Origin of the sequence: Kitasatospora phosalacinea (genome assembly GCF_000716545.1) — a bacterium.
GTDB classification, from domain to species: domain Bacteria; phylum Actinomycetota; class Actinomycetes; order Streptomycetales; family Streptomycetaceae; genus Kitasatospora; species Kitasatospora phosalacinea.
In genome coordinates this window covers 36,871-60,762 of sequence record NZ_JNWZ01000083.1, presented here as the reverse complement: position 1 = coordinate 60,762, position 23,892 = coordinate 36,871, and the positions used below count along the sequence as shown (strand labels likewise).

Annotated in this window: 26 protein-coding genes; 7 read left to right on the top strand and 19 right to left on the bottom strand. The window is 77.0% G+C overall.

Translation table 11 applies throughout. The features are described 5' to 3' along the window. Positions 1-59: 59 nt before the first annotated feature. Positions 60-1,817, bottom strand: coding sequence for a glycoside hydrolase family 15 protein (locus OO48_RS30160; RefSeq protein ID WP_033222007.1), 1,758 nt, complete (start codon positions 1,815-1,817; stop codon positions 60-62). Positions 1,818-2,010: 193 nt separating this feature from the next. On the opposite strand from OO48_RS30160, the gene OO48_RS40325 reads away from it, so the two are divergent. The 3 genes from OO48_RS40325 (at position 2,011) to OO48_RS30145 (ending at position 3,937) form a co-directional block, all read left to right on the top strand. Then, positions 2,011-2,643 (top strand): hypothetical protein, encoded by a 633-nt coding sequence (locus OO48_RS40325; RefSeq protein ID WP_051733134.1) that lies wholly within the window; start codon positions 2,011-2,013, stop codon positions 2,641-2,643. Positions 2,644-2,883: 240 nt separating this feature from the next. Further along, entirely contained in the window at positions 2,884-3,543 is a 660-nt protein-coding gene (locus OO48_RS30150) for a D-glycero-alpha-D-manno-heptose-1,7-bisphosphate 7-phosphatase (protein WP_081952495.1), read from the top strand. Positions 3,544-3,700: 157 nt separating this feature from the next. Continuing rightward, the gene (locus OO48_RS30145) at positions 3,701-3,937 is read left to right on the top strand and encodes a DUF6296 family protein (protein ID WP_033222005.1); all 237 of its coding nucleotides are present in this window, start codon (positions 3,701-3,703) and stop codon (positions 3,935-3,937) included. Between the two features lie 9 nt (positions 3,938-3,946). On the opposite strand, the gene OO48_RS30140 is transcribed toward OO48_RS30145, so the two are convergent. Then, positions 3,947-4,492, bottom strand: coding sequence for a type 1 glutamine amidotransferase domain-containing protein (locus OO48_RS30140; RefSeq protein ID WP_209439563.1), 546 nt, complete (start codon positions 4,490-4,492; stop codon positions 3,947-3,949). A 250-nt stretch (positions 4,493-4,742) separates the two neighbouring features. On the opposite strand from OO48_RS30140, the gene OO48_RS38670 reads away from it, so the two are divergent. Next, positions 4,743-7,217 carry a SpoIIE family protein phosphatase gene (locus OO48_RS38670; RefSeq protein WP_157845582.1) on the top strand — a complete coding sequence of 825 codons (2,475 nt, stop codon included), beginning with the start codon at positions 4,743-4,745 and terminating at the stop codon, positions 7,215-7,217. Positions 7,218-7,268: 51 nt separating this feature from the next. Here the strand turns inward: OO48_RS38670 and OO48_RS30130 are convergent, their stop codons facing one another. The 9 genes from OO48_RS30130 to ddaH all read right to left on the bottom strand — a co-directional run bounded on the left by OO48_RS30130 (position 7,269) and on the right by ddaH (position 13,116). Further along, on the bottom strand, positions 7,269-7,841 hold the full coding sequence (locus OO48_RS30130) for a hemerythrin domain-containing protein (protein ID WP_051733131.1): 573 nt from the start codon (positions 7,839-7,841) through the stop codon (positions 7,269-7,271). A 112-nt stretch (positions 7,842-7,953) separates the two neighbouring features. Then, positions 7,954-8,133: a hypothetical protein gene (locus tag OO48_RS30125; protein ID WP_033222001.1), complete on the bottom strand. Its 180-nt coding sequence runs from the start codon at positions 8,131-8,133 to the stop codon at positions 7,954-7,956. Continuing rightward, on the bottom strand, positions 8,130-8,360 hold the full coding sequence (locus OO48_RS30120) for a DUF6213 family protein (protein ID WP_063830770.1): 231 nt from the start codon (positions 8,358-8,360) through the stop codon (positions 8,130-8,132). The genes OO48_RS30125 and OO48_RS30120 overlap by 4 nt, the downstream gene beginning before the upstream one ends. 23 nt (positions 8,361-8,383) lie before the next feature. Further along, positions 8,384-8,710 carry a CDGSH iron-sulfur domain-containing protein gene (locus tag OO48_RS40320; protein ID WP_081952494.1) on the bottom strand — a complete coding sequence of 109 codons (327 nt, stop codon included), beginning with the start codon at positions 8,708-8,710 and terminating at the stop codon, positions 8,384-8,386. Next, positions 8,697-9,380: a methyltransferase gene (locus OO48_RS30110; RefSeq protein WP_033221999.1), complete on the bottom strand. Its 684-nt coding sequence runs from the start codon at positions 9,378-9,380 to the stop codon at positions 8,697-8,699. Before OO48_RS30110 ends, OO48_RS40320 begins: the two co-directional genes overlap by 14 nt. Positions 9,381-9,435: 55 nt before the next feature. After that, positions 9,436-10,566: a carboxylate-amine ligase gene (locus tag OO48_RS40840; RefSeq protein WP_051733128.1), complete on the bottom strand. Its 1,131-nt coding sequence runs from the start codon at positions 10,564-10,566 to the stop codon at positions 9,436-9,438. Beyond that, positions 10,563-11,066, bottom strand: a complete 504-nt coding sequence (locus OO48_RS30100) for a flavin reductase family protein (RefSeq protein WP_033221997.1) — start codon at positions 11,064-11,066, stop codon at positions 10,563-10,565. The genes OO48_RS40840 and OO48_RS30100 overlap by 4 nt, the downstream gene beginning before the upstream one ends. Next, positions 11,063-12,205, bottom strand: coding sequence for an iron-containing redox enzyme family protein (locus tag OO48_RS30095; protein ID WP_425338599.1), 1,143 nt, complete (start codon positions 12,203-12,205; stop codon positions 11,063-11,065). Before OO48_RS30095 ends, OO48_RS30100 begins: the two co-directional genes overlap by 4 nt. A gap of 62 nt (positions 12,206-12,267) precedes the next feature. Then, positions 12,268-13,116 (bottom strand): dimethylargininase, encoded by an 849-nt coding sequence (gene ddaH, locus OO48_RS30090; protein WP_051733126.1) that lies wholly within the window; start codon positions 13,114-13,116, stop codon positions 12,268-12,270. A gap of 286 nt (positions 13,117-13,402) precedes the next feature. Between ddaH and OO48_RS30085 the strand changes: the two genes are divergently transcribed. After that, the gene (locus OO48_RS30085; RefSeq protein ID WP_033221995.1) at positions 13,403-14,500 is read left to right on the top strand and encodes an AI-2E family transporter; all 1,098 of its coding nucleotides are present in this window, start codon (positions 13,403-13,405) and stop codon (positions 14,498-14,500) included. A gap of 34 nt (positions 14,501-14,534) precedes the next feature. Here OO48_RS30085 and OO48_RS30080 read toward each other — a convergent pair whose 3' ends face one another. From OO48_RS30080 to OO48_RS30075, 3 genes are read right to left on the bottom strand one after another with little or no spacing between them, the layout of a single operon-like run. Beyond that, complete coding sequence (locus OO48_RS30080; protein ID WP_157845581.1) at positions 14,535-14,864, bottom strand: DUF3040 domain-containing protein; 330 nt, start codon at positions 14,862-14,864, stop codon at positions 14,535-14,537. Between the two features lie 45 nt (positions 14,865-14,909). Then, positions 14,910-15,080: a hypothetical protein gene (locus OO48_RS38665; protein WP_157845580.1), complete on the bottom strand. Its 171-nt coding sequence runs from the start codon at positions 15,078-15,080 to the stop codon at positions 14,910-14,912. Further along, positions 15,077-15,763: an HAD family hydrolase gene (locus tag OO48_RS30075; RefSeq protein ID WP_033221991.1), complete on the bottom strand. Its 687-nt coding sequence runs from the start codon at positions 15,761-15,763 to the stop codon at positions 15,077-15,079. The genes OO48_RS38665 and OO48_RS30075 overlap by 4 nt, the downstream gene beginning before the upstream one ends. Positions 15,764-15,903: 140 nt before the next feature. On the opposite strand from OO48_RS30075, the gene OO48_RS30070 reads away from it, so the two are divergent. Both OO48_RS30070 and OO48_RS30065 read left to right on the top strand, forming a co-directional pair. Beyond that, positions 15,904-16,443 (top strand): DUF6328 family protein, encoded by a 540-nt coding sequence (locus tag OO48_RS30070; RefSeq protein ID WP_033221989.1) that lies wholly within the window; start codon positions 15,904-15,906, stop codon positions 16,441-16,443. 39 nt (positions 16,444-16,482) lie between these two features. Beyond that, positions 16,483-17,499, top strand: a complete 1,017-nt coding sequence (locus OO48_RS30065; protein WP_033221987.1) for an SDR family oxidoreductase — start codon at positions 16,483-16,485, stop codon at positions 17,497-17,499. A 98-nt stretch (positions 17,500-17,597) separates the two neighbouring features. Here OO48_RS30065 and OO48_RS30060 read toward each other — a convergent pair whose 3' ends face one another. The 5 genes from OO48_RS30060 to OO48_RS30040 form a co-directional block, all read right to left on the bottom strand. Continuing rightward, complete coding sequence (locus OO48_RS30060; protein ID WP_033221986.1) at positions 17,598-17,978, bottom strand: hypothetical protein; 381 nt, start codon at positions 17,976-17,978, stop codon at positions 17,598-17,600. An 86-nt stretch (positions 17,979-18,064) separates the two neighbouring features. Next, positions 18,065-19,174: an enolase C-terminal domain-like protein gene (locus tag OO48_RS30055; RefSeq protein WP_051733123.1), complete on the bottom strand. Its 1,110-nt coding sequence runs from the start codon at positions 19,172-19,174 to the stop codon at positions 18,065-18,067. Positions 19,175-19,191: 17 nt separating this feature from the next. Continuing rightward, positions 19,192-21,567 carry a GMC family oxidoreductase gene (locus OO48_RS30050; RefSeq protein ID WP_081952491.1) on the bottom strand — a complete coding sequence of 792 codons (2,376 nt, stop codon included), beginning with the start codon at positions 21,565-21,567 and terminating at the stop codon, positions 19,192-19,194. Continuing rightward, entirely contained in the window at positions 21,564-21,989 is a 426-nt protein-coding gene (locus OO48_RS36850; protein WP_033221984.1) for a hypothetical protein, read from the bottom strand. The genes OO48_RS30050 and OO48_RS36850 overlap by 4 nt, the downstream gene beginning before the upstream one ends. Then, positions 21,986-23,779: a thiamine pyrophosphate-requiring protein gene (locus OO48_RS30040; protein WP_033221982.1), complete on the bottom strand. Its 1,794-nt coding sequence runs from the start codon at positions 23,777-23,779 to the stop codon at positions 21,986-21,988. The genes OO48_RS36850 and OO48_RS30040 overlap by 4 nt, the downstream gene beginning before the upstream one ends. Positions 23,780-23,892: the final 113 nt, after the last annotated feature.

Sequence of the window (23,892 nt, the reverse complement as noted above, 5' to 3'; positions counted from 1 at the left end):
GACGGCATACGAGATCTAGTACGGTCTCGTGGGCTCGGAGATGTGTATAAGAGACAGGTTCACAGGGCCGGGGCGAGGCGGGTGGCCGCTTCCATCAGGAGGGCGTGCACGAAGGCCTGCGGGAGGTTGCCGCGCAACTGGCGCTGGGCGACGTCGTACTCCTCGGCGTAGAGGCCGGGCGGCCCGCAGGCGGCGCGGTTGCGTTCGTACCAGCGCAGCGCCTCCAGGGGATTGCCCTGGCCGAGGTGGGAGAGGGCGACCAGGAAGCCGCAGAGCAGGAAGGCGCCCTCGGCCTCGGCGAGCGGGCCCGGGGCGTGGCGGAAGCGGTAGCAGTGGTGGTCGTCGGCGAGTTCGGCGAGGACCGCCGCGAGGGTGGCCCGGCTGGGACGGGCCCGGGACGGGACGGCGCCGCGCAGGGCGGGCAGCAGCAGCGCGGCGTCCACCGCCGGGTCGGTCGGGGAGCGCTGCCACCGCCCGCTCGGGTGCAGGGAGTCGGTGAGCGCGCCGGCGGTGAGGCGCTCGGCGAGCGGCAGCCAGTCGGGGCGGCGCAGCGCGTCGGCGGCGGCCCGCAGGCCCGCGGCGCAGGTGAGGCGGCTGTGGGTCCAGTGGTCGGGGACGGTCTCCCAGATGCCGGAGTCGGGTTCGCGGTACCGGGCGGCGATCGCCTCGACGGCGACCCGGGCGGCCCGGCGCCCGTCGTCGTCCAGCTGGCCGCGCCGGGCGGCGGCGGCCAGCAGCAGCAGGCTCTCGCCGAACCCGTCGAGCTGGAACTGCCGGTTCACCAGGTTCCCGGCCACGTCGAACCCGCCCGGGTAGCCCGGCAGTTCGAGCCGGCGCAGGTCCGGCACCGGCCCGCCGTCGGCGGTGTACGCCGGGGCCAGGCGCGGGCCGTCGGTGAGCAGCCGGGCGGTGACGAAGCGGGCCGAGCCCGCCAGCAGCGGGTGCGGCCCGCGGGCGGCCACCGCCTGGCCGATGTACGCCTGGTCGCGGATCCACACGTACCGGTAGTCGTAGTTGCGGCCCTGCTCGGCGCGCTCGGGGAGGCTGGTGGTGGCCGCGGCGACGGTGCCGCCGTCCGGGCCGGTCAGGCCGGTGAGGACGGCGTGGGCGTGCCGGACGTCGCGCGAGCCCGGCAGCCCCGCCAGCTCGCCCGGCGTCGGGACGTCCGCCGCCCAGGCCGCCCCGGTGTCAGCCCAGGCGCGGTCCGGGTCCGGCGGGGCGTCGTCGAACGGCCGGTCGGCGAGCTCCAGGACCAGGTCGTGCGAGCCGCCCGCCGCGGTGCGCAGCACGGCGTGCAGCCCGCCGCAGCGCTCCGGCCGGGCGTCCGGCAGGCCGGTCAGCCGGGCGTGCAGCGGGCCGGTGCGCAGCGTCCAGCGGCCCGCCTCGTCGCGGACCGGGTCGGTGGCGCGGTCGGTGCCGAAACCGGCGGCCAGGTGCAGGGAGACCGCCAGCTCGGCCGGCCCGTCCACGGCCAGGACGCGGCGCAGCAGCACCGTGCGGTGCGGGTCCGCCGGGCGGGCCAGCGCCTCGCGGCACTCCACCGCCCCGCCCCGGGTGACCCAGCGGCTGCGGTACACCAGCCCGCCGTCCTCGTACCGCCCGCCCGGCACGTACGCCCCGGTCGGGGTCAGCCCGTACCAGCCGGGGCCGCCGATCAGCGCCGACAGCACCGCGTCGCTGTCCCAGCGCGGCGCGCACAGCCAGCAGAGCACGCCGTCCGGGCCCAGCAGGGCGCCCCGCAGGCCGTCGGCGAGCAGCGCGTAATCGCGCAGCGCGTGCGGGGCGGGCGGGGCGCAGGGGCGGGACGCGGTGGGCATGGCGGCCTCCGGGAGTCGGGCGGCTCTCGCGGTGGCGGCTGTCCGCTCCGGTGCGGCGGAAACCTCCGGGCCCGTTCCCGCGGCCGTTCCCGCAGTCGTTCCCGCGGCCGTTTCCGCAGTCGGGGGCCGGGCACACGCCAGGGCGCACGCGCCGGCCCCGGGCCGGCGGAAGAACCACCGGGAGGACACGGCGATGGGACGGCAGGAACGTCCGCTGCACGACATGGGCGGGGCGATCGGCCCCGCGGACCTCGGCGGCCGGGAGGAGCGCGAGCCGGAGCGCGACGGCACCGAACGCGAGCCCGCGCCGATCGGCAAGGGCGGCACGGCGAACGTGGCGGGCAGCGACGAGCAGCAGCCCGAGATCGCGGAGGGGCCGGTGTCGGGCGTCCAGCCGGGGGAGGAGCGGGCGGACGGCGGTGGCGGCGGGGTGACCAGGGAGCTGGACCCGCCGGGCCCGCCGCGCGCCCCCTCCCGCCCGGTGCGACCGGACGCGGTGGAGGACGCCCCCGCCGCGCTCGACCCCGAACGCGCCCGCCCCGCCGACCCGGCGGCCGACCCGGAGGACGAAGGGCTCCCGGACCTCGCGGACGGCTCGCCCGCCGCCGACCTCGCCGCCGACCCGCAGCGCCCCCCGGTGCCCGGGGACCGGCCGGTCGCCGCCGAGTCGTTCGGGGTGACGGGGGAGGAGCAGGCGCGCGGCGAGTCGTTGGAGGACCGGCTGGCGGCGGAGCGGCCGGAGGTCTGGGAGGGGGCGCAGGAGCAGGGCGAGGAACGGCCCGGGCAGTCGGCGGAGGAGGCCGCGATGCGGGTGGAGGAGGAGTGACGGTCCGCCAAGTGCCTTGCCGGTACGGGGTGGTGGCTGTCTCGGTGCGGAAGGCGGCCCGGTAGCGGGCGGGTCGGACCGGCTGGCGCCCCTCTCCGCGAGACCCCGGACCCGGCCCCCGACCGTCGGCCCCCGACCGCCGGACGACGGCGGTCGGGGGCCGGGCCCTGCCGGGCCCTTCCCGGGGCGGCGCTCGCGGGGCCGGGGTTTGAGGTGGGCGGGCCTGGTCAGCCGCTGGGTATGGAGTTCACGCCGGAGTACCTGAAACCGCTTCCCCTCGCCGGCCGGCGGCCGCCGGGCGGCGGACCGGAGCCGTCCGCGCCCTGGGTGGTGCTGCGGGGCGCGGGCGGGCGGCGGAGCGCGGGGGACGGCGGCGGGGCGGCGGTGCTGCTCGACCGGGACACCGTGCTGATCGAGGACATCGCGTACAACGGCGACCCCGGGCGGGTCTACCCCCGCCCCGGCGCCCGCCAGGCGGTCGCCGAACTGCGGTCGCTCGGCGTGCGGTTGGGGGTCCTGACCGAGCAGCCCGGAGTCGCCCGAGGGGTCCTGAACCGGCGTCGGATCGAGACCGTCCACCACCGGATCGAGGAACTGTTCGGCCCGTTCGACGTGTGGGCCGTCTGCCCGCACGGCCCCGCCGAGCGCTGCGGCTGCCGCAAGCCCGCACCCGGGCTGGTCCTCGCCGCGACCCGGGCCCTGCGGGTCCCGCCGGCCCGCACCACCGTCATCGGCGGCACCGGCGCCGACCTGGTCGCCGCCGCCGAGGCCGGCGCGCGCGGCCTGCTCGTCCCCGCCGGGGTCGCCCGCGCCGAGGGGCTCGTCGCCGCGGGGCACCGCCGCGCCGCGGACCTGCCGGGCGCGGTGCGGATGCTGCTCGCGGCGGGGACGGCGCGTTGAGGGTCGGTGCGCTGAGGGTCGGTGCGCCGAGGGCCGGGGCGGGACGGAGGGTACGACGGGGCGGCGATTGGGGCCAACGCCCCGGGGGTATGCGCGGGGGCCCGGGCCTGCGGTCGCGGGTCGGGCAGGTCGTGGAGGAACAGGACGAGGTGGCGTCATGGAAGGGCCGCACGGTTACCGGATCACCGTCCCCGGACGGCCGGGGGCGCACGCCCCGCAGATGACGGCGGTGGTCTACCGGTCGGCGGAGACCACCGCGGACGGGCTCGCCGTGTACCTGGGGCCGGGCGGGCTACGGGTGACCGTGCGCGGCACGGTGGCCTGCTTCCTGGAGCCGTACCCGCCCGGCCTGAGCCACCCCTGCGGCTACGCCTACCCGCTGGCCGCGGCCTGAGGGCGCGGGTCAGGGGGTCGCCGGCGCGGCGAAGGCGGTGACCAGGGCGCGGTCGAAGGACGGCAGGTCGTCCGGCTTGCGGCTGGAGACCAGGGTGTTGGGGCCGTCGGTGCAGACCACCACCTCGCGGTCGACCCAGTGCGCGCCGGCGTTGCTCAGGTCGGTGCGCAGGCTCGGCCAGGAGGTGATGGTGCGGTCGCGGACGACGTCGGCCTCGATCAGCGTCCACGGGCCGTGGCAGATCACCGCGACGGGCTTGCCGCGCCCGAAGAACCCGGCGACGAACTCCACGGCGCGCGGGTCGGTGCGCAGGAAGTCCGGATTGGCGACGCCGCCGGGCAGCACCAGGGCGTCGTAGTCGGCGGCCGAGACGTCCGCGACGACCGCGTCCACCATGAACGGGTCGGCCCGGTCGAGGTGGTGGAAGGCCCGGATCTGGCCCGGCTCGGTGGAGACCAGGCGCGGGGTGCCGCCGTGGTCCAGGACGGTCTGCCACGGCGAGGTCAGTTCGACCTGCTCGGTGCCCTCGGGCGCGGCCAGGAAGGCCACGGTCAGGCCGTCCAGCTCGCGCAGCCCGCTGGTGTCGATGGTGTCGAGGGTGTCGCTCATGGTGCGGCTCCGTTTCTCGGTTCCTCGTGGTCCCCCCGGGCTCTCCGGGCGGGCGTGGGGCGATCCCCGCTCCGGACGTCTCGCCACGAATGGCGACCGGCAAACAGGCGTGAAACCCGCGCGAGGGTGTGAAAGCCGCAGAAGGGGCGGAAGGGCGGCATAGGGTGGAGGCGGAGGGCGGAGGTGAGGGACGGAGGTGAGGGACGCGGTGGACGGCGAACGCTTCGCAGTCGGGTCCGGCCCCGAGCTGGAGGCCACGGTCGACCGGCTGCGGACCGAGCTGGAGGGGATGCGCACCGCGATGCGCACCCGGGCCGTGATCGAGCAGGCCAAGGGCGTCCTGGTCGAGCGGCTCGGCTGCGACCCCGAGCAGGCGTTCGAGGAGCTGGTGCGCCGCTCCCAGGACGAGAACCGCAAGCTGGTGCGGATCGCCGCCGACCTGGTGGCCGCCGCCGCCCCGCCCCCCGCCGCCCGCGAGGCCCCGGCCGCCCCGGAGCCCGCCGCCGCCCCGCTCCCCGCCACCGAACCGGAGCCCTTCGCGACCGGGACGCCCGCCGCGCCCGCCGCGCCCGGGACGCCCACCGCGACCGGGGCCGAGGACGAGACCGCCCTGGCTGCCCGCTTCCACCTGGCCGCCGCCGCGCTCGCCACCGCCACCGACCCCGACGAGGTCGCCGAGCACCTGCACCGCACCGCCCTCGGCCCGCTCGGCGCGCGGGCGCTGGCCCTCGCCGTGCGCGAACCGGACGGCGCGCTGCGGCTGGTCGGCGCGCACGGGGTGGCGGCGCAGCAGCTCAGCCAGTGGCAGCGCATCCCGCCGCGCACCCGGGTGCCGCTCACCGAGGCCGCCCGCACCGGCCGCCCGGTGTGGGTGGTCGACCGGCGCGAGTTCGCCACCCGCTACCCCGGTCTGACCGGCGACGACCTGGTGCCCGGCACCGCCGTCTGCGCCCTCCCGCTGCACGCCGGCGGGCGGCTGCTCGGCGCGCTCAAGATCGGCTGGGCGGCCCGCCGCGACCCCGCCCCGACCGTCGACGCACACCTCGCGGCCCTCGCCGACCTCACCGCGGACACCCTGCTGCGCCTGCCCGGCGCCCCGCTGTCCGCCGCCTCCTCCGCCCCGCCCCCCGACACCCTCGACCCGGCCGGCGCCCCCTGGTTCCGGGCCGTGCTGGACGGCCTGCTCGACCCGGTGCTGCTGCTGCGCGCCGTCCGCGACCAGGACGGGAAGGTCACCGACCTGCGGGTCGAGCACGCCAACGCGCCCACCGTCGACCTGGCCGGCCGGGCCGCCGCCGACCTGCGCGGGCGCCGGCTGACCGAGCTGTACCCCGGCATGGTCGCCTCCGGCACGTTCGACCGCCTGCGCACCGCCGCCGCCGACGGCATCCCCTACCGGGACGAGACCGGGCGGTACGTCGAGACGGTCGCTGGCACCGTCCGGGCCAGCGCCATGACGGTGCACGCCACCCCGTTCCAGGACGGCCTGCTGCTCACCTGGCGCACCCACGACGAACGCGACCGGCGGATCACCCAACTCGCCCAGACCGGCCGCCTCGCCCGGGTCGGCACCTGGGAGTGGCGCCCCGGCGAACGCCGGATCACCTGCTCGGACGGCGTCCCGCAACTCTTCGGCGCCCCCGCCGGCACCGAGGGCCTCGACCCGCGCGCCGCCCTGGACGCGGTCGTCCCCGCCGACCGCGAGGCCATCCGCGCCGCCGCCCGCGCCCTGCTCGACGGCCGCCCCTCCGTCACCGCCGACTTCGCCGTCCGCGCCGCCGACGGACAGCGCAACCTGCGCGCCCTCGGCGAAGCCGCCCGCGCCGACGACGGCCGCCTGCTCGGGCTCAGCGGCGTCGTCCAGGACGTCACCCCCTGGCGGCGCGCCGAACAGGCCCTCCACGACACCCGCGACCGCCTCGCCGACCAGCGCCGCCGCACCGAGGACGAACAGCGCGCCGTCCGCGCCCTCCAACAGGCCCTGATGGGCGCCCCCGCCGGCCGCCCCGTCCCCGGATTCGACACCGCCGCCCGCTACCTGCCCGCCGAACGCGAACGCAAGGTCGGCGGCGACTGGTACGACCTGCTCGACCTGCCCGACGGCACCGTCCTGCTCGCCGTCGGAGACGTCTCCGGACACGGCCTGCCCGCCGCCACCGCGATGTCCCAACTCCGTTACGCACTAAGGGGGATCGCCTACGACGGCACCCCGCCCGGACAGCTCCTCGACCGGCTCGACCGGATGCTCTGCCACCAGCACGCAGACCACATCGCCGCCGTCACCGTCGCCCGGCTCGACCCCCGCACCGGGCACCTCGCCTGGGCCCGGGCCGGCCAACTGCCACCCGTCCTGATCCACGACGGCACCGCCCGCACCCTCGACCCGCCCCCCGGCCTGATCCTCGGCGTCACCCCCCGCCCCCACCGCCCCACCGCCGAACTCCGCCTCGCCCCCGGCGACACCCTGCTGCTCCACACCGACGGCCTGGTCGAACGCCGGGGCACCGGCACCGACCTCGACGTCGGCACCGCCCGGCTGCTGCGCGCCTGCACCGACTACCGCGCCGCCCCCGACCCGGCCGGCCTGCTCGACCACCTGCTGCGCCGCCTCGGCGGCCCCAACCCCTTCGACGACATCTGCCTGCTCGCCGTCCGCCGCCACCGGGCCTGAGCCCGCCCGCGCGGGCACGGGCTGCGCAGGCCCGGGGAGGGCCTCGGCGGGTCAGGGCCGGCTGGAGTCGCCGAAGCGGAAGCGCCGGTGCATCCGCTCGTGCCAGGACAGCTCCGGGGCCACCAGCTCGTCCGGCGGGGCCTGCGCCAGCGGGCCCGGGCGGGGCATCGCGGAGGCCGCCGCCTCGGTGGCCCGGACCTGCGCGCCCAGGGCGGTCAGGCGCACCGGGTCGACGCGCTCGCGCACCGCCGGGAACAGCCGTACCTCCTCCCGGCCGAAGTGCCCGGTGGCCGCCTCCACCATCCGGGCCACCAGCCGGTCGAACTCCGCCGAGCCCGCGGTCGCCCCGCGCAGCTCCCGGACCAGGGCCCGCAGCGCGGCGTGCGCCTGGAGGCCGTCGTCCACGGTGTCGTCCCCCGGCGGCCGGCCGGACCGGGCGAGCGGGTACAGGTGCTCCTCCTCGGCCGTCAGGTGCCGCACCAGGGCGTCGGCCGTGACCGCCGCCAGCCGGCAGCGCCGCAGGTCGCCCGGCGGCAGCCCCGCGAGTTCGCTGAAACGCACCCGCAGCACCTCGTGGTCGGTCGTCAGCTGTTCCAGCAGGTCCGGTTCGCGATAGCCCGCCATGCCCGCGCGCCTCCTCCGGTCGTCCTTCCCCTCCTCGGCGCGCGCCTGCCCATCGGTGCGGCGGGGAAACACCTGGTGAGCCCGGGTGCCGGACCGGCCGGGGGCGGGCGGCTCACGACGGCGGGACGTCGTCCGGCGGCAGCTCGACGGTCTCCACCCGGCGCCACCGGTGGGACCGGTCGGGCAGGTGCTCCGCCAGGTAGTCCGCGAGCGGCACGGGGAGGTCGTCGGACGGGTCGGCGGGGAGATCGGCGGGCGCGTCGCCGGGCGCGCCGTCCGCTGCGCGCCTCATTCTTCGTCGCTGGCTATCTCGATGCAGGCCAGGTCGATCTGGTCGGCGAGTTGGCGCACCAGGCCGGCGAGGGTGCCGGTGGTCTCCGGGTCGAGTCCGCTGTCCGGGCGGCCGGCCCACTCCTCCCACTCCTCGGGCAGCGCCCGCAGCAGTTCGACCACCTGGAGGGCCGGAATGGCCAGGCCCCCGGACAGTCCACAGATCACCGGAACACTGAGCTGTCCCACGGCGTCCACCTCCTCCTGAGCTCTCACGTGCGCTCACGCGCCCCTCGTCCGGGCGTCTGCCCGGAGCCGTCCGGCGGAAACGGCGGTCCACCGGGGTCGGAGCCGGGCTCGCGGGCGGGGCCGGCCTGCTGCCGGGCGCGGCGGTGGGTGCGGTGGCTGGTGTCGCACAGCGGGTAGCGGTGGCTGCGCCGGCAGGTGCAGACCGCGACGACCGGGCGGTCGCAGTGCAGGACGGTGCCGTCCGGCAGCAGCAGGTCCACCGGGCCGTCGACCAGCAGCGGGCCGCGTTCGGTCAGCCGGAGCCGGGGCGGGGGCGGGCCGGCGGTGGTGCCCGGGTCAGTCGCGGACACTGCGGATCACCACCAGCTCCTCGGTGCGGACGCCCGGTTCGATCAGTCCGATGCGCTCGAACCAGGGCGCGCGGGCGGTCATCACCGGGCCGAACGCCTGGAGCCGCCGGGCGGCCACCTCCGTCCGCAGGCCGGCCGCGCGCAGCTGCCGCACGGTGGCGTCGGGGCGGGCCAGCGAGGACTGCACGAGCAGCAGCACCCCGCCCGGCGCGAGCAGCGACGGCACCCGGCGGCACAGCCGGTCCAGCAGCAGCCGCCCGTCCGGCCCGGCGTCCCAGGCCCGCGCGGGGCCGGACGAGGGCGCTCCCGGGTGGGGGGCGGGCACGTACGGGGGGTTGCTCAGCACCAGGTCGTACCGGCCGTCGTTCCGGCCGCCCCCGCCGCCGTTCCGGCCGTCCGGGTCCGGCACGGTGAGGTCGCCGTGCCGGACGCGCAGCGGGAGGTGGTGCAGGCGGGCGTTCAGCCAGGCGGTGGCGAGCGAGAGCCGGGACAGGTCCACGGCGGTCACCCGGCAGCCGCGCCGGGCGGCGGCCAGGGCGAGGGCGCCGCTGCCCGTGCCGATGTCCAGGCACCGCGTGCCGGGGGGCACCGGCTCCCGGCCGAGCACGTCCAGCAGCAGGTCGGTGTCTCCTTGGGCGGGGTACACGCCAGGGGGTCGAAGCAGCAGCATGGGTGCGCGTATGCCCGGTGATCGGCGGGTGACACGTCCGGTCGGTCCGGCGGGGTCAGCGGGGATCGGCGGTGCGGCGGGTGAGGTCGTCGACGACGGCGGAGAGGTGGCCGTGCCGGGCGAGGGCGGCGCGTTGGAGGTCGGCGCCGCAGCCGGTGGCCAGCAGGTGGGTGGACAGCTGCCGGGCGAGGCCGAGTTCGTGGGTGCGCCGTAGCGCGGGCGCGGTGAACTCGACCAGTGCGGGCAGCAGCTGGCGGGCCGGTCGGGGACGGCCGGTGAGCGGGTCGGGCAGCCGGGCGTCCAGCGCGGCGGCCGCGGCGCGCCGGTGGGCCGGGCGCAGGGTCGCGTCCGGTACGGGGACCGGCCGGGCCGGGGTGCGCGGGTCGAGCAGGGTGTGGGCGAGGGCGCGCAGCAGGACGGCGAGCAGCACGACGGTGTCCAGGTCTGCGCTGCTGTCGGCGATCCGCACCTCCAGGGTGGGCAGGTGCTCGGACGGCCGGGCGTACCAGTAGAGCATCCGGCGGTCCAGGACCACCCCGTCCGCGAGCAGCCGGTCCAGGGTGCTGCGGTAGCCCTTCTCGTCCAGGACCGGTGCCGGGCCGAAGGTCGGCCAACGGGCGTACCGTTCGGGGCGGTCGGAGGCGGTGCCGTGGTCGGTGCCCTCGCAGAACGGGGAGTTGGCGCAGAACGCCTGGAACAGCGGCAGCCAGCCGCGCATCCGGGCACTGAGCGCGAGCGCCTGGCGGGGCGTCAGGTCCCCCAGGTGGACGTGGCATCCGCAGAATTCGGCGCCGATCTGGTCGGCGACGCCGTCGATCCGTTCGGCCAGCAGCAGGTAGCGGGGCTTCGGGGTGACGGTCAGCGGGTGGTGGCTGGGCAGGACGGGGGTGCCGGTGGCGGCGATCCGGCAGCCGGCCCGGTCCGCTGCGGCGGCCAGCACGCCTCTGGTGCGGGCGAGTTCGGAGCGCAGCTCGGCGGCGGTGGCGACCGGCCGGGTGCAGCCCTCCACCTGGGTGGCCAGGAACTCGTGCTGCGCGCGCGGCCCGAGCGTCCGGGCGGCGTCCGCGACCACCGCCTCGGCGGCCGGCACGGTCACCCGGCTGCGCGGGCCGGTCAGCAGGAACTCCTCCTCGACGCCGAAGCGCAGCAGCGGGGGCCGGCGGTCGTCGTCGCGGGCGGTGTTCACGCCGGGTGCCCCGGGTCGAGGTCGATGACGTCCCGCAGGGTGAGCACGGCGGGCGGCGGCGGTCCGTCCGCGCGGCCGCCCGCCAGCGGGTCGAGCAGGAACCCGGTGTGGTCGCCGCCCTCGATCCGGTCGGTGATCCGCCCGGCGAACCAGGCGGCCGCGTCCGCGAGCACCGGCACCCCGGCCGGGCCCGGGCGCCACGCGGCCCGCGCGAACTTGTCGACCTCGTCGCCGGTGTTCGCGCCGAACAGCCGGGCCAGGGCCGTTCCCGCGTCGTCGGGCGGCAGCAGGTGGACGGCCAGCGCCGCCGCGCGGGACGCCACCCGGTGGGTGCGGTTGGCGTGCGACAGCCAGACGGCGAACCGCTCCGGGTCGATCGAGCACTGCGAGCCGAAGCCGACCAGGCAGCCGGCCCGGTCGCCCCCGGCCTCGGCGGTGACGACGTACACGGGCGGGTCGAGCAGGTCCAGGAACGCCCCGGCGCCGCCCGACGCGCTCATCGCAGGGCTCCTTCCGCCGGCCGGGCCGCCGGGTCGGCCGGTTCCCGGGCCGGCGCTTCGGACGCGCGCTCCTCGGCCGGTCGCTCCTCGGTCGATCGCTCCTCGGCCGGTCGCTCCTCGGGCAGCGGGGCGCGCAGCGAGCAGGTGCCGGAGCGCCAGGCGGCCATCAGGTGGTCGGCGAGCCGGTCCTCGGCCCGGGCGTAGGCCAGCACGCCGAAGGCGATCTCCTGCTCGGGGCAGTCCGAGGGCCGGGCGAGCAGCGGTTCGATCACGGTGTGCCGCACCAACTGCTCGTGGACGGCGTCGGCGAGGACGTGCTCGCGGTAGAAGAGCGTGCCGCGCGGCGAGGCGCCGAGCCGCTCGAAGGCCGCGGCGAGCCGGGCCGCGCCGGGCGGGGAGGTGATCTCCACCGCCGCGAACTGCCCGACCAGCGCGGCCCGCAGGGAGCGGTGCAGGCCGAACATCGACATCGTGTTGACCACGGCCAGCGCGGGCGCGGGCACCGCGTCCAGGTACCCGCCGTACGCCGGGTCGAGGCCGAAGTCGGCCATCATCGCGGCGAACAGCTCGGAGTGCGCCCGCTCCGGCCGGCCCGCGCCGTACTCGTCGTACTGCACGGCGACCAGTGCCGCCTTCGCCGGGTTCGGCAGCCGGGGCACCGCCCACATCTGCGGGTCGGCCTCCTTCAGGTGGTACGCCGAGCGGTGCACCAGGTACTCGCGGGCCTGCTGCCGGGTGCCCGCCGTCAGCAGGTGGTACGAGGGCCCGTCGCCGTCCGGGGGTTCGACCAGCAGGTCGGCCAGCACGTCCGCCAGCGGCGGCGGTTCGCCCACCTCCCGGCGCAGCGCGGCCAGGAAGGCCCGCTCCAGCCGCCCGCGCAGGGCGAGCAGCGACGGCGACCACTCCCAGGCGTCGTCGACGCCCGCGAAGCCGCGGTAGTGCAGCTCGTAGCAGACGTACAGGGCGAGTTGGACGTCCTCGCCCCAGGGGTCCGCCGGGTCGTCGAGCGGGGGCGGCGAGAGGTGCGCCGGGGCGGGTCGGCGCAGCGCGGCGAGGACGGCGGCCGAGAGCGGGCCGCGGGCCGCAGGCAGCGGCGGCGCACCGGTGTTCGTGCGGGTGGCGGTCGGCACGGTTCCCACCTCGTTCTCCCGTTCTTCGTGGTTCCTGGTCCCTGCGTTCCTGGTCTCCGCTCTCCGCCCGCTCATGCCGAACGGATTTCCAGCACGCAGCACTTGGGGCCGCCGCCGGCCTTCAGCAGCTCCGGGAGCGAAACCGGCACCGGGACGAAGTCCGCCGCCCGCAGTTGCTCGGCCAGGCCCCGGGCGGCGGCCGGCAGCACCACGTGGCGGCCGTCGCTGATGGCGTTCAGGCCGAAGGCGGCGGCGTCCGGCGCGCCGGCCAGGATCGCGTCCGGGTAGAGGCGGCGCAGCAGCCGGCGGGCCTCCGGGGCGAACGCGTCCGGGTAGTACATCACCCGGGTGTCGTCCAGGACGGCCAGCGCGGTGTCCAGGTGGTAGTAGCGCGGATCGGTCAGCCGCAGGGAGACCACCGGCAGTCCGAGCACCCGCTCGGCCTCCTGGTGGGCGGCGGTGGTGGTGCGGAAGCCGCTGGCCGCGAGGATCCGGGGCCCGGCCACCAGCAGGTCGCCCTCGCCCTCGTTCACCTCGGCGGCGGTGCGCACCTGGCGGAACCGGGCGGCCTCGAACCAGCGCCGGTGCGCGGCAGACTCGCCCGCGCGCTGCCGGTGGCGGAAGCGCGCGACCAGCACCCGGCCGTCCACCACCGTCGCCCCGTTCGCGGTGAACACCATGTCGGGCAGGCCGGGCCGCGGTGCCAGCAGGTCGACCCGGTGGCCGAGCGAGCGCAGCACCGACGCCAGGGCGTTCCACTGCCGCAGCGCCCCGTCCCGGTCCACCGGGCGGTCCGGGTCCATCCACGGGTTGATCGCGTACTCCACCGCGAAGTGCTCGGGCGGGCACAGCAGGTAGCGCCGCCGTCGGACCCCCGGCGCGGAGCGGGCGGGGGCGACGGGGGCCGGTAGCGCGTTCATGCGACGCGTCTGTCCCTCGCCGCCCGCGCCGAAACGGCCGGCCGCGGGTCACCGGGGCCGGGGCGCCGGGACGGGGCCGTCGGGGTGGGGGTGGGGGTGGAACGGCTCCTGCCGGGCAGACGGTACGGCCGGAGGTGGTGCGGCGATGCCAGGACCTGGGTCCCGTCCGAACGGGCGGCGCGTCGGCGGCCGGGTACGGCGGGCGGGGCGGTACCCGCAGCCGCCGTCCGGCGGCCGGGTGCACGGCGGGCGTCGTGCGGCGCCGGTGCCGTCCGTCCGTACGCGGGTGGGGCCGGGGGCCGGCCGGGGGAGCGGGCTGGAGCGGGCGGCGGGGCGGGCCTGGCGGCTGCTCGTGGTGGCGGCGGCCGGGTACGCGGGCTACCTGCTGGCCAGCCGGCTGATCCTGCCGGTGGTGGCGGTGTTCGTCGCGCTGGTGATCACGGCCGTGCTGCGGCCGCCGGTCGACCTGTTGGCCCGCCGGATGCCGCGCGCGCCGGCGGTGCTGCTGACGCTGCTGGGCGCGCTGGCGCTGATCGCCGGGCTGGGACTGCTGGCCGTGGTGGTGGTCCGGTCCCAGACGGGACAGCTCGGCGGGCAGGTGCGCGACGGCGTCGACCGGCTGGAGCACTGGCTGGAGGGGCCGCCGCTGCACGCCAGGACGGGCACCCTGTCGGACCTGCGGCACCGGCTGGGCGACCTGCTCAGCACCCACCGGCAGGCCGTGCTGTCCACCGCCGTCACCAGCGCGGGATGGCTGGTCGAGGCGGCGGCCGCGCTCGCGCTCGCGGTCTTCTGCGCGGTGTTCCTGACCCACTCCGGGGAGCGGATGTGGCACTGGGCGACCGACCTGCTGCCGCCCCGGAACGCGGCCCGCTGGCGCCGGGCCGGGCACGCCGCGTGGCACGCCTTCGCCGGGTACACCCGGGGCCTGTTCCTGGTCGCGGGCACCAACGCCGTCCTGGTCGGCGTGGCGCTGGCGGCCCTCGGCGTCCCGCTGGCCGTGCCGCTCGCGGCACTGGAGTTCGTGGCCGCGCTGATCCCGCTGGTCGGCTCGCCGATCGCGCTGGCCGTCGCCGCCCTGGTCGCCCTCGCCACCAAGGGGCCGGTCACCGCCCTGCTGGTGCTGGCCCTGATCGTGCTGATCGGCCAGCTGGAGGGCCACGTCCTGCACCCCCTGGTGATGGGCTGGGCGGTCCGGCTGCACCCCGTCGCCGTCGCCCTGGCGGTGGCCGTCGGCGGCACCCTCGGCGGGATCGTCGGCGCGGCCGTCGCGGTGCCGGTGCTGTCGGTGGGCTGGGCGGTGTTCCGCGAACTGCGGGACGAGGACGAACCGCGGGACGGAAACGGGAACGGGAAGGGGAACGGGGGCGGGCGGAAGGGATGACCGGATCATCGTCAAGTGGCGATCCGACGAGCGACTATCCGACGGGCGGTCCGGAGCCGGTCCGATCATCATGAGGCGATGACCGGATGTTCGGTCTGATCACCGCGGTCGCCGCCACCACCACGACCACCGCCACCGTCACCGCCACGAGCGCGGCCAGCGCGAGCAACACGGTGAGCAGCGCCCGGCAGGGCGGGCCGAGGACGTGTCGGCACCGGTGGGGGCGCATGGTGCGCAGCCGCAGGTCGAGTTCGACGTCCACCCGCAGTTCGGCCTCCAGGGCCGCCAGCAGTCGGCGCTCCCGGGGGGAGAGCGTCGCGCCGTCCACGGTCCTCACCACCAGTCGTTCAGCTTCGACGGTCAAGGCCCGGCCGTCAGCCGTCAGCCGTCAGCCGTCAGCCGTCAGCCGTCAGCCGTCAGCCGTTCCGGGCAGCGGGCCGGTCTCCGCGTCCGGGGCCGGGCCCGTGCTCAGCAGCGCGCCCAGGGCGCACAGCGCCGTCCAGGACGCCGCCCTCGCCCGGTAGGCCAGGCGGCGGGCCAGCTGCCGGTTCCGGCCGGGGGCCGTCCTCGTCCCGCTCACCGCGCACCGGCCCCGGGGCGGGACAGCACGCTGCCGTCCAGGCCGTCCAGCAGCGCGCCCACCGAGGGGTGCACCTCGACGGCGCCCGTGCCGCGCAGCTCCGCGGCGGCGAAACCGCCGGTCTCCACGCCCACGCACGGCGTCCCGGCCCGACCCGCCGCCTGGACGTCCCACACGCTGTCGCCGACGAACACCGAGCGCTCCGCCGGGGCGGACGCCTGCTCCAGCGCCTTGCGCACCAGGTCCGGGGCGGGTTTCGAGGCGCCCACCCCGTCCGAGTCGGTCACCGCGTACACCGCGTCGTCGGCGTCCAGCACCCGGCGCAGCACGTCCAGTTCCCGCCCCGAGGCGGACGTCGACAGCACCACCCGCCACCCCCGCCCGGCGCACTCCCGCAGCAGGTCGCCGGCCCCGGGGAAGGCCCGCAGGCCCGGCCAGTGCTGGGCGTACAGCGCGAGGTGCGAGGCGTCGAGCGCGTCGTCCTCCGAGCGGTCCCGGTCGTCCCCGAGCAGGTGGTCGAGCAGTTGGTCGCTGCCCATGCCGATGGCCCGGTGGATCCGGGCCGCGTCCACTTCGTGGCCGTACTGCGCCAGCGCCTGCCACCAGGCGAGCGTGTGCAGGTAGACGGTGTCCACCAGGGTTCCGTCCACGTCGAACAGTGCGGCCGCGGCGTCCGCTGCCATTCCGTCGCCTCCTCCGACCAGGGTCCCTGCCCGGGCCTCTTCCGGTGCGTGCCCCCGTCTACCCCGGCCGCCGCGCTCCACACCCCCGTTTTCGGCCGGTCCGGGACGGACAGACGCCCGGGACGGAAGGGGCCGTCACGATGTCCGAGGAGCACGAGGAGCACCTGGGCCGCCACGAGACGCCCGAGGAAGGCGCGGACCGGCGCTGGACCGACCTCCTCCAGGAGGTCCGGGTCGCCCAGACCGGCGCGCAGATCCTGTTCGGCTTCCTGCTGAGCGTGGTCTTCACGCCGCGCTTCACCACGCTCAACGGCTTCGAACGCGGCCTGTACGTGGTGACCGTCGTCCTCGGCGCCCTCGCCACCGGGGCACTGATCGCCCCCGTCGCCTACCACCGGCTGCTCGCCGGGCGCCGCCTCAAGCCCCAACTCGTCGACGCCACCGCCCGGGTGGTCGCCGTCGGCGTCGTCCTGCTCGCCCTCACCGTCGGCTCCGCGCTGCTCATGCTGCTGTACCTGGCCACCGGCGGCAGCCCGCTCGCCTGGTTGATCGTCGGCGCCGTGATGGCCTGGTTCGCGCTGTGGTGGCTGGTGCTGCCCTGGCTGCTGCTGCACCGCAACGGCAGCAGCGGCAACGGGGACGAGCGCGGGAGCGGAGACGGCGCCGGTCGCGGGAGCTGAGGCCGGTTTCCGCACGCCGCCGCCGACCAGACGCCCACCATGGCACCCACCGAACCCCGCACCGTCGTCGTCACCGGCGCCTCGGCCGGCGTCGGCCGCGCCGTGGCCCGCGCCTTCGCCGCCCGCGGCGACCGCCTCGCCCTGCTGGCCCGCGGTCGGGCCGGCCTGGACGCCGCCGTGCAGGAGGCCCGCGACACGGGGGCCCGCGCGATGGCCGTCACCGTCGACCTCGCCGACCCCGACGCCGTCGAACGCGCCGCCGAGAGCGTCGAACGCGCCCTCGGCCCGATCGACGTCTGGGTCAACGCGGCCCTCGCCTCCGTCTTCGCGCCCTTCACCGAGATCACCCCCGCCGACTTCCGCCGCGTCACCGAGGTCACCTACCTCGGCTACGTGTACGGCACCCGCGCCGCGCTGCGCCGGATGCTGCCGCGCGACCGCGGCTGCGTGGTCCAGGTCGGCTCCGCGATCGCCTACCGGGGCATCCCGCTGCAGAGCGCGTACAGCGGTGCCAAGCACGCCCTGCAGGGCTGGAACGAGGCGGTCCGCTGCGAACTGCTGCACCAGGGCACGGCGGTGCGCTGCACGATGGTGCAGCTCCCCGCCGTCAACACGCCGCAGTTCGACTGGGTGCGCTCCCGGCTGCCCTGGATGGGCCGCCCCCTCGGATCCGTCTACCAGCCCGAGCCGATCGCCCGGGCGATCGTGCACGCCGCCGACCACCCCGGCCGCCGCGAGTACCGGGTCGGCGCCTCCACCGTCGTCACCCTGCTGGCCAACGCGCTCGCCCCCGGCCTGTTCGACCGCTACCTGGCCCGGAACGGCTACGACGGCCAGCAGACCGACGCCCCGCGCCCGCCCGACCTGCCCGACAACCTGTGGACCCCGCTCGACGAGCACCGCGACCACGGCGCCCACGGCCGCTTCGACGACGAGGCGCGCGCCCGCTCCGGCCAGGCCTGGGCCGACCGCCACCGCGCCCCGCTCGCGGCCGCCGCCCTGCTGCTGGCGGCCGGGGCCGCCGTCGGGGCACGGGGACGACGGCGCTGCCACTGACACCCGGCGGGCCGGTGCGGCCGCGTGCGGGGGCCCGACCGGCGGACGGTGGGGAACCGCTCGCCGGTCGGGCCCGGGGTCGTTCGTACGGGGGCCGGTCAGTGGGTGAAGCGGTGGGTGAAGCGGTGGCGCGGTCGGCCCTGCGGGGGCCGGGTGGCGGTGGAACCGCCGGAGGTGGTGGGCAGGTCCGTCGAGGTGCCGGGGTCGTCGGTGCGGTCCAGCGTCGTGGTGGCGGACGCCGGGGCGGCCTCCCGGTGGCGGCGGCGCATGCGCAGGCCGCTGCGGACCAGGGCGAGGCCGGCGCAGAAGAGCAGGGCGAGGGCGAGGCCGGCCAGGAACGCGCCCAGGGTGCTCATGGTGGCGATCTGGTGGCCGAGCACGGTGACGCCGGTCTCTGGGCCGCCGCCGAGGTTGTCGGCGATCAGCAGGCCCGCGAAGGCGCCGGTCACGGCGAACAGCAGGAGTCCGAGCAGCAGCATGGTCCAAGTCCTTTCGCTTGCTCCGTTGCTCCGGGTCGGCGGGCGTCTGCCCGGGAGGGCCCGGGACGAATCAGCCCGGCGGCCGGTCAGGCGTCCACCAGGTACGGCGCGGCGCGCCCCTCGGCGAGGGTCAGGCCGTGGCCGGGCGCGCCGTCCGCGCCGGGGGTGACGGTGCCGCCCGCCGGGTCGAGGACGCCGTCGAACAGCAGCGACTCGACCCGGACGTGGTCGTGGAACCACTCCAGGTGCCTGATCCCGGCCGAACGGGCGGCCGCCGCGTGGGCGTGCGCGTGCGGCGAGCAGTGCCCGGAGAGCTGGACGCCGGCCGCCTCGGCGACGGCGGCGGCGCGCAGGAAGCCGGTCAGGCCGCCGCAGCGGGTGGCGTCGGCCTGGAGGCAGTCCACGGCGGGGGCGAGCCGGGCGAAGTAGCGCGGTTCGTCGCCGTACTCGCCGGCCGTGACGTCGGGGGCGACGGCGGCGCGGACGGCCGCCAGCCCGGCCGGGTCGTCGGAGGGCACCGGCTCCTCGAACCAGGTCACCCCCTCCCCGGCGAACGCCTCCGCCAGCCGGATCGCCCGCTTCGCGGTGAAGGCGCCGTTCGCGTCCACGTACAGGGCCGCGTCCGGGCCGATCGCGGTGCGGGCGGCGGAGATCCGGGCCAGGTCCCGTTCGGGGTGGCCGCCCCAGGACTCGCCGATCTTGATCTTGACGCGCGGGATGCCCTGCTCCTCCACCCAGCCGCGCAGCTGCCGCTCCGTCACCCGGTCCGGGTACGTGGTGAACCCGCCGCTGCCGTACACCTCCACCGGCCGGGGCCGCCCGCCCAGCAGCCCCACCAGCGGGACGTCGAGCAGCCGCGCCGCCAGGTCCCACAGCGCGAGGTCGACGGCGGACAGCGCGTACGTGCCGAGGCCGGGCCGGCCCGCGTTGCGCAGCGCCCGGCGCATCGCCTCGTACGCGCCCGCGGTGTCGAGCGCGTCGCGGCCGAGCACGGTCCGCGCGAGCGGCTCGCGCACCAGCGCGGCGGTGGCGGGCGCGCCGTACGTCCAGCCCAGGCCGGTGACCGGGCCGCTGGCCGCCTCGACCAGGATCAGGGTGGTGGCGTCCCAGGCGAGGGTGCCGTCGGCCTCCGGCCGGTCGGTCGGGACGGTGTACACCCGCGCCGTCAGCCAGTCGATCGGGTGGTCGGACCACATGTTCGTCACTCCGTTCGTCACCTCGGGGTGCGCAGGCCCGACCGGGCGCCGGCGGCGAGCACGCCCGCCGCGCGGTCGACCAGGGCCATGATGGTCAGCGCCGGGTTGGCGGCGCCCTGGGTCGGCAGCACGCTGCCGTCGGTGATCAGCAGGTTCGGCACCGCGAAGGAGCGCAGGTCCCGGTCGACCACGCCGTCCTCGGGCCTGGCGGCCATCCGGCAGCCGCCCACCAGGTGCGCGTACCGGTCGATGGCGATCACCTCGCCGGCGCCCGCCGCCGCCAGGATCGTCTCCATCGCGCCGCGCGCCGCCGCGATCAGCCGCCGGTCGTTGTCGCACTGCGAGTAGGAGAAGTTCGCCACCGGCAGCCCGTGCCGGTCCTTCTCCTCGGCCAGGGTGACCCGGTTGTCGGCCTGCGGCAGCAGCTCGGCCAGCCCGCCGAGCGTCGCCCAGTGCACGTAGTCCGACAGGTAGTGGCGCAGGTTCGCGCCCCAGTGCCCCTGGGCGACCACGTGCTCGGCCCAGGTGATCGGCATCGGCGAGACGGTCTGGACGCTGAACCCGCGCCGGTACGGCTTGGCCGGGTCGGTCTCGTAGAACGCCTCCGTGGACACCTCCGGCGGCGGCGCCTTGTACGCCCGCACCTCCTGCTCGAAGCGGCCCGAGACCTGCGGCGCGCCCTGCACCATCACGTACCGGCCGACCTGGTCGTAGTCGTTGCACAGGCCGTCCGGGAAGCGCCCGTTCGCCGAGTTGAGCAGCAGCCGGGGCGTCTCGATCGCGTACCCGGCGACCGCCACCGTCCGGGCCCGCTGGAGGTGTTCGCGCCCGCCGCGCAGGTAGCGCACGCCGCGCGCCAGCCCGTCCGGGCCGAGCTCGACCGCGCAGGCCATCGCGTCGGCGCGGACCTCCACGCCGTGCGCCAGCGCGTCCGGCAGGTGGGTGATCAGCGGCGAGGCCTTCGCGTTGACCTTGCAGCCCTGCAGGCAGAAGCCCCGGTACACGCAGTGCGGGCGCCGCCCGAAGCGGCCGTTGGAGATCGCCACCGGCCCCACCCGGGCCTCCAGCCCCAGCGCCGCCGCCCCGCGCAGGAACACCTCGCCGTTGCCGCCCACCGGGTGCGGCGCGTGCGGGTAGGCGTGCGGCTCGCCCCACGGCCAGTACTGGCCCGCCACCGGCAGCTCCGCCTCCAGCCGCTCGTACGAGCCGCGCAGGTCGTCGTACGTCAGCGGCCAGTCGGCGCCCACCCCGTCCCGGCTGCGGGTGGCGAAGTCCGAGGGGTGGAAGCGCGGCGCGTACCCGGCGAAGTGCACCATCGAACCGCCCACCCCGCGCCCGGAGTTGTTCGACCCCATCGGCACCGGGTCGGAGCCGGACAGCACCCGCGGCTCGGTCCAGTACAGCTGGTGCGCGGCGTACTCGTCGCTCGACCAGTCGCGCAGCGGGTCCCAGAACGGGCCCGCCTCCAGCACCACCACCGACCAGCCCGCCCGGGCCATCCGCTGCGCCAGCACCGTGCCGCCCGCGCCGCAGCCGACGATCACCAGGTCGACCTCGTCCTCGTCCCGGTGGCGGCGCATCCGCTCGATCAATCGCCGGTCGAAGCCCAGCCCGTCCTGCGGCAGCAGCCAGGCCGAGGCGTTGCGCCGGCGCACCGACCGCTGCCGGCGGGTGGTCCGGCGCAGGGTGGCCAGCGCGGCCCCCGCCTCGCCGTGCCGGCCCGGGTCGGTGACGGCGGGCAGCGGCGGCGGGTCGGGGCGCTCGGCCTGCGGCTGCCGCTCGGGGTGCGCGTCGGCGACCTCCCAGCGCTCGCGCCGCCCGACGCCGAGCCGGGCGTACCCGGACGGGAACGCCGGGCCGCCGAAGCCGATCTCGTCCCAGGCCGCCGGATGGGAGTAGTACGCGGTGCAGGCGTAGCGCGTCCACAGGCTCCACACGTGCTTCGCCGGCCAGCCGTGCCAGCGCTCGGCCCGGCGCACCTCCTCGACCAGGCCGTCCTGCTGGCGCTCCGTCAGCTCGGCGAAGGAGGGGCGGCCCGGCAGCGCGCGGGCGTCCTCGTCCAGTGCCCGCATCGTCTCCGGCCAGGCCCGGTCGTCGGGCGGCAGGTCCGCGTAGTGCCAGCCGTCGGTCTCCCGCTCGGCCAGCCGGGCGTCGATCATCGGCAGCAGGTCGACCGGCGGGTGGTCCAGCAGCCGGTCCAGCAGCGCCCGGGCGGCGGCCTCCTCGGCGGGCGCGAACAGCCGCAGCGGCGGGCGCGGGCCCGCCACCCGGGCGGTCACCACGGCGGCCGTCACCTCGTCCCAGTGCGGGCGGCGGGCCAGCGAGTCGTAGCCGGGGAAGCGGCCCTCGTACGGCGGCCGTTCCCCGGGCGCCGGCCGCTCCTCCGCGCTCACGGCCGGCCCTCGCGCCGCAGCACCGCCGCGACCAGGCCCATCCCGCCGACCATGCCCAGCAGCAGCGGGGCGAACACCGGCGGGCCGGTCTCCAGGTTGAACCGGGCCATCCGCCAGCCGCCCGGCTTCTGGGCCACCCCGCGCACGTGCAGCCAGAACCCCTGGAGCCCGTTCGCGGCGATCGCCGCCGAGGCCAGCGGCAGCAGCGTCCGGGCCGCCCGGGTGTTCACCGCGCCCGCGACGCCCGCCGCCGCGCCGACCGGGCCCAGCACCACCGGCCACCACATCATCCGGTTGCCGAACCCGGCCCGGTCGTGCTCCAGGTAGATCTCGGCGGCGGCCACCAGCGAACCCGCGCCGGTGGCCAGCGCCAGCGAGCGCTGGAACCGGCCCTCGCGCACCGCCGCCAGTGGGCCGCTCACGACTTGCTCCGGTGCGGCAGCAGCTCGGCCAGCTTCGCCCGCAGCCCGCGTTTGACCACCGCCGTCCGGTCGCTGTCGCCGCGCAGCACCGACTCCGCCGCGTCCTTGATCTGCGACCACTCGGCGTGCGGCGGGATCGGCGGCACCGCCGGGTCGGTGCGCACGTCCAGCACGCACGGCCGGTCCGCGCCCAGCGCCCACTCCCAGGCCGCCCGCACCTTGCCCGGGTCCTCGACCCGCAGCCCGCGCAGGCCCACCGACTCGGCGAAGTCCGCGTAGCGCACGTCCGGCAGCTGTTGCGAGGGCAGGAAGCTCGGCGCGCCCTGCATCGCCCGCATCTCCCACGTCACCTGGTTCAGGTCGTGGTTGTTCAGCACGCACACCACCAGCCGCGGGTCGCTCCAGCGCTCCCGGTAGCGGGCGATGGTGACCAGCTCGGCCAGCCCGTTCATCTGCATCGCGCCGTCCCCGACCAGGGCCACCACCGGCCGGTCCGGGTGGGCGAACTTCGCGCCGATCGCGTACGGCACGCCCGGCCCCATGGTCGCCAGCGTCCCCGACAGCGAACCGCGCATCGTGCCGCGCATCCGCACGTGCCGGGCGTACCAGTTGGCCGCCGAGCCGGAGTCCGCCGTCAGGATCGCGTCCTCGGGCAGCAGCGCGTCCAGCGCGTGCACCAGGTACTCCGGGTTGACCGGGTCGGCGGGCACCTTCGCCCGCTCCTCCATCACGTCCCACCAGCGCGCGGTGTTCTTCTCCACCTGCTTGCGCCAGCTCCGGTCCTTCTTGCGGCGCAGCATCGGCAGCAGCCGGTCCAGCGTCGCCGCCGCGTCACCGACCAGGTTCACCTCGTACGGGTAGCGCATGCCCACCATGAACGGGTCGGCGTCGATCTGCACCGCCCGCGCCTGGTCGAACTCCGGCAGGAACTGGCTGTACGGGAAGCTGGAGCCGACCGTCAGCAGCGTGTCGCAGTCCCGCATCAGCTCGTACGAGGGCCGGGTGCCCAGCAGCCCGATCGACCCCGTCACGTACGGCAGGGTGTCGGGCAGCACGTCCTTGCCGAGCAGCGCCTTCGCCACCCCCGCGCCCAGCAGCTCGGCCACCTGCTCGACCTGCCGGCGCGCCCCGCGCGCGCCCTGGCCGACCAGCATCGCGACCTTGCCGCCCGCGTTCAGCACCTCGGCGGCCCGCACCAGTTCGGCGTCGTCCGGGACGGGGTGCGAGTGCGGGACGCCCAGGCTGGAGGGCACCATCTTGAACGCGTGCTCCGGCGGCTGCTCGGGCAGCTCCTGCACGTCCGCCGGGATGATCACGGCGGTCACCGTGCGGTACGTCGCGGCCGTCCGGAACGCCCGGTCCAGCACGTTCGGCAGCTGCTGCGGGACGGTCACCATCTGGCAGTACGCCGAGGCCACGTCCTTGTACAGGCTCAGCAGGTCCACCTCCTGCTGGTACGAGCCGCCCATCGCGCTGCGGTCGGTCTGCCCGACGATCGCCACCACCGGCACGTGGTCCAGCTTCGCGTCGTACAGCCCGTTCAGCAGGTGGATCGCGCCCGGCCCCGAGGTCGCCACGCACACGCCGACCTGCCCGGAGAACTTGGCGAACCCCACCGCCTCGAACGCCGCCATCTCCTCGTGCCTGGCCTGCACGAACGACGGCTGGTCGTCGGCCCGTCCCCACGCCGCCAGCAACCCGTTGATCCCGTCCCCCGGGTACCCGAACACCTGCTCCACGCCCCACTCGCGCAAGCGGGCGAGCACCTGATCCGCGACAGTCCTGGACACGGGACGTCCTCCTTCGCACGCGACGACACCACTGCGGGGCGTCTGACCGCCCACGCCCGAACGGAAACACCGGGAGCGGCGGCGGGGCGGTCGGCGTGCGGAGGAGGGGGAAC

Bases quoted from the DNA above. Each gene is read 5' to 3' on its own strand.
- ddaH (WP_051733126.1), bottom strand. From the start codon at position 13,116: ATGAACGCGCTACCGGCCCCCGTCGCCCCCGCCCGCTCCGCGCCGGGG.
- OO48_RS30100 (WP_033221997.1), bottom strand. From the start codon at position 11,066: ATGAGCGCGTCGGGCGGCGCCGGGGCGTTCCTGGACCTGCTCGACCCG.
- OO48_RS30110 (WP_033221999.1), bottom strand. From the start codon at position 9,380: ATGCTGCTGCTTCGACCCCCTGGCGTGTACCCCGCCCAAGGAGACACC.
- OO48_RS30145 (WP_033222005.1), top strand. From the start codon at position 3,701: ATGGAAGGGCCGCACGGTTACCGGATCACCGTCCCCGGACGGCCGGGG.
- OO48_RS30130 (WP_051733131.1), bottom strand. From the start codon at position 7,841: ATGGCGGGCTATCGCGAACCGGACCTGCTGGAACAGCTGACGACCGAC.
- OO48_RS30125 (WP_033222001.1), bottom strand. From the start codon at position 8,133: ATGAGGCGCGCAGCGGACGGCGCGCCCGGCGACGCGCCCGCCGATCTC.
- OO48_RS30060 (WP_033221986.1), bottom strand. From the start codon at position 17,978: ATGCTGCTGCTCGGACTCCTGCTGTTCGCCGTGACCGGCGCCTTCGCG.
- OO48_RS30160 (WP_033222007.1), bottom strand. From the start codon at position 1,817: ATGCCCACCGCGTCCCGCCCCTGCGCCCCGCCCGCCCCGCACGCGCTG.
- OO48_RS30150 (WP_081952495.1), top strand. From the start codon at position 2,884: ATGGAGTTCACGCCGGAGTACCTGAAACCGCTTCCCCTCGCCGGCCGG.
- OO48_RS30070 (WP_033221989.1), top strand. From the start codon at position 15,904: ATGTCCGAGGAGCACGAGGAGCACCTGGGCCGCCACGAGACGCCCGAG.
- OO48_RS30055 (WP_051733123.1), bottom strand. From the start codon at position 19,174: ATGTGGTCCGACCACCCGATCGACTGGCTGACGGCGCGGGTGTACACC.
- OO48_RS40325 (WP_051733134.1), top strand. From the start codon at position 2,011: ATGGGACGGCAGGAACGTCCGCTGCACGACATGGGCGGGGCGATCGGC.
- OO48_RS30075 (WP_033221991.1), bottom strand. From the start codon at position 15,763: ATGGCAGCGGACGCCGCGGCCGCACTGTTCGACGTGGACGGAACCCTG.
- OO48_RS30065 (WP_033221987.1), top strand. From the start codon at position 16,483: ATGGCACCCACCGAACCCCGCACCGTCGTCGTCACCGGCGCCTCGGCC.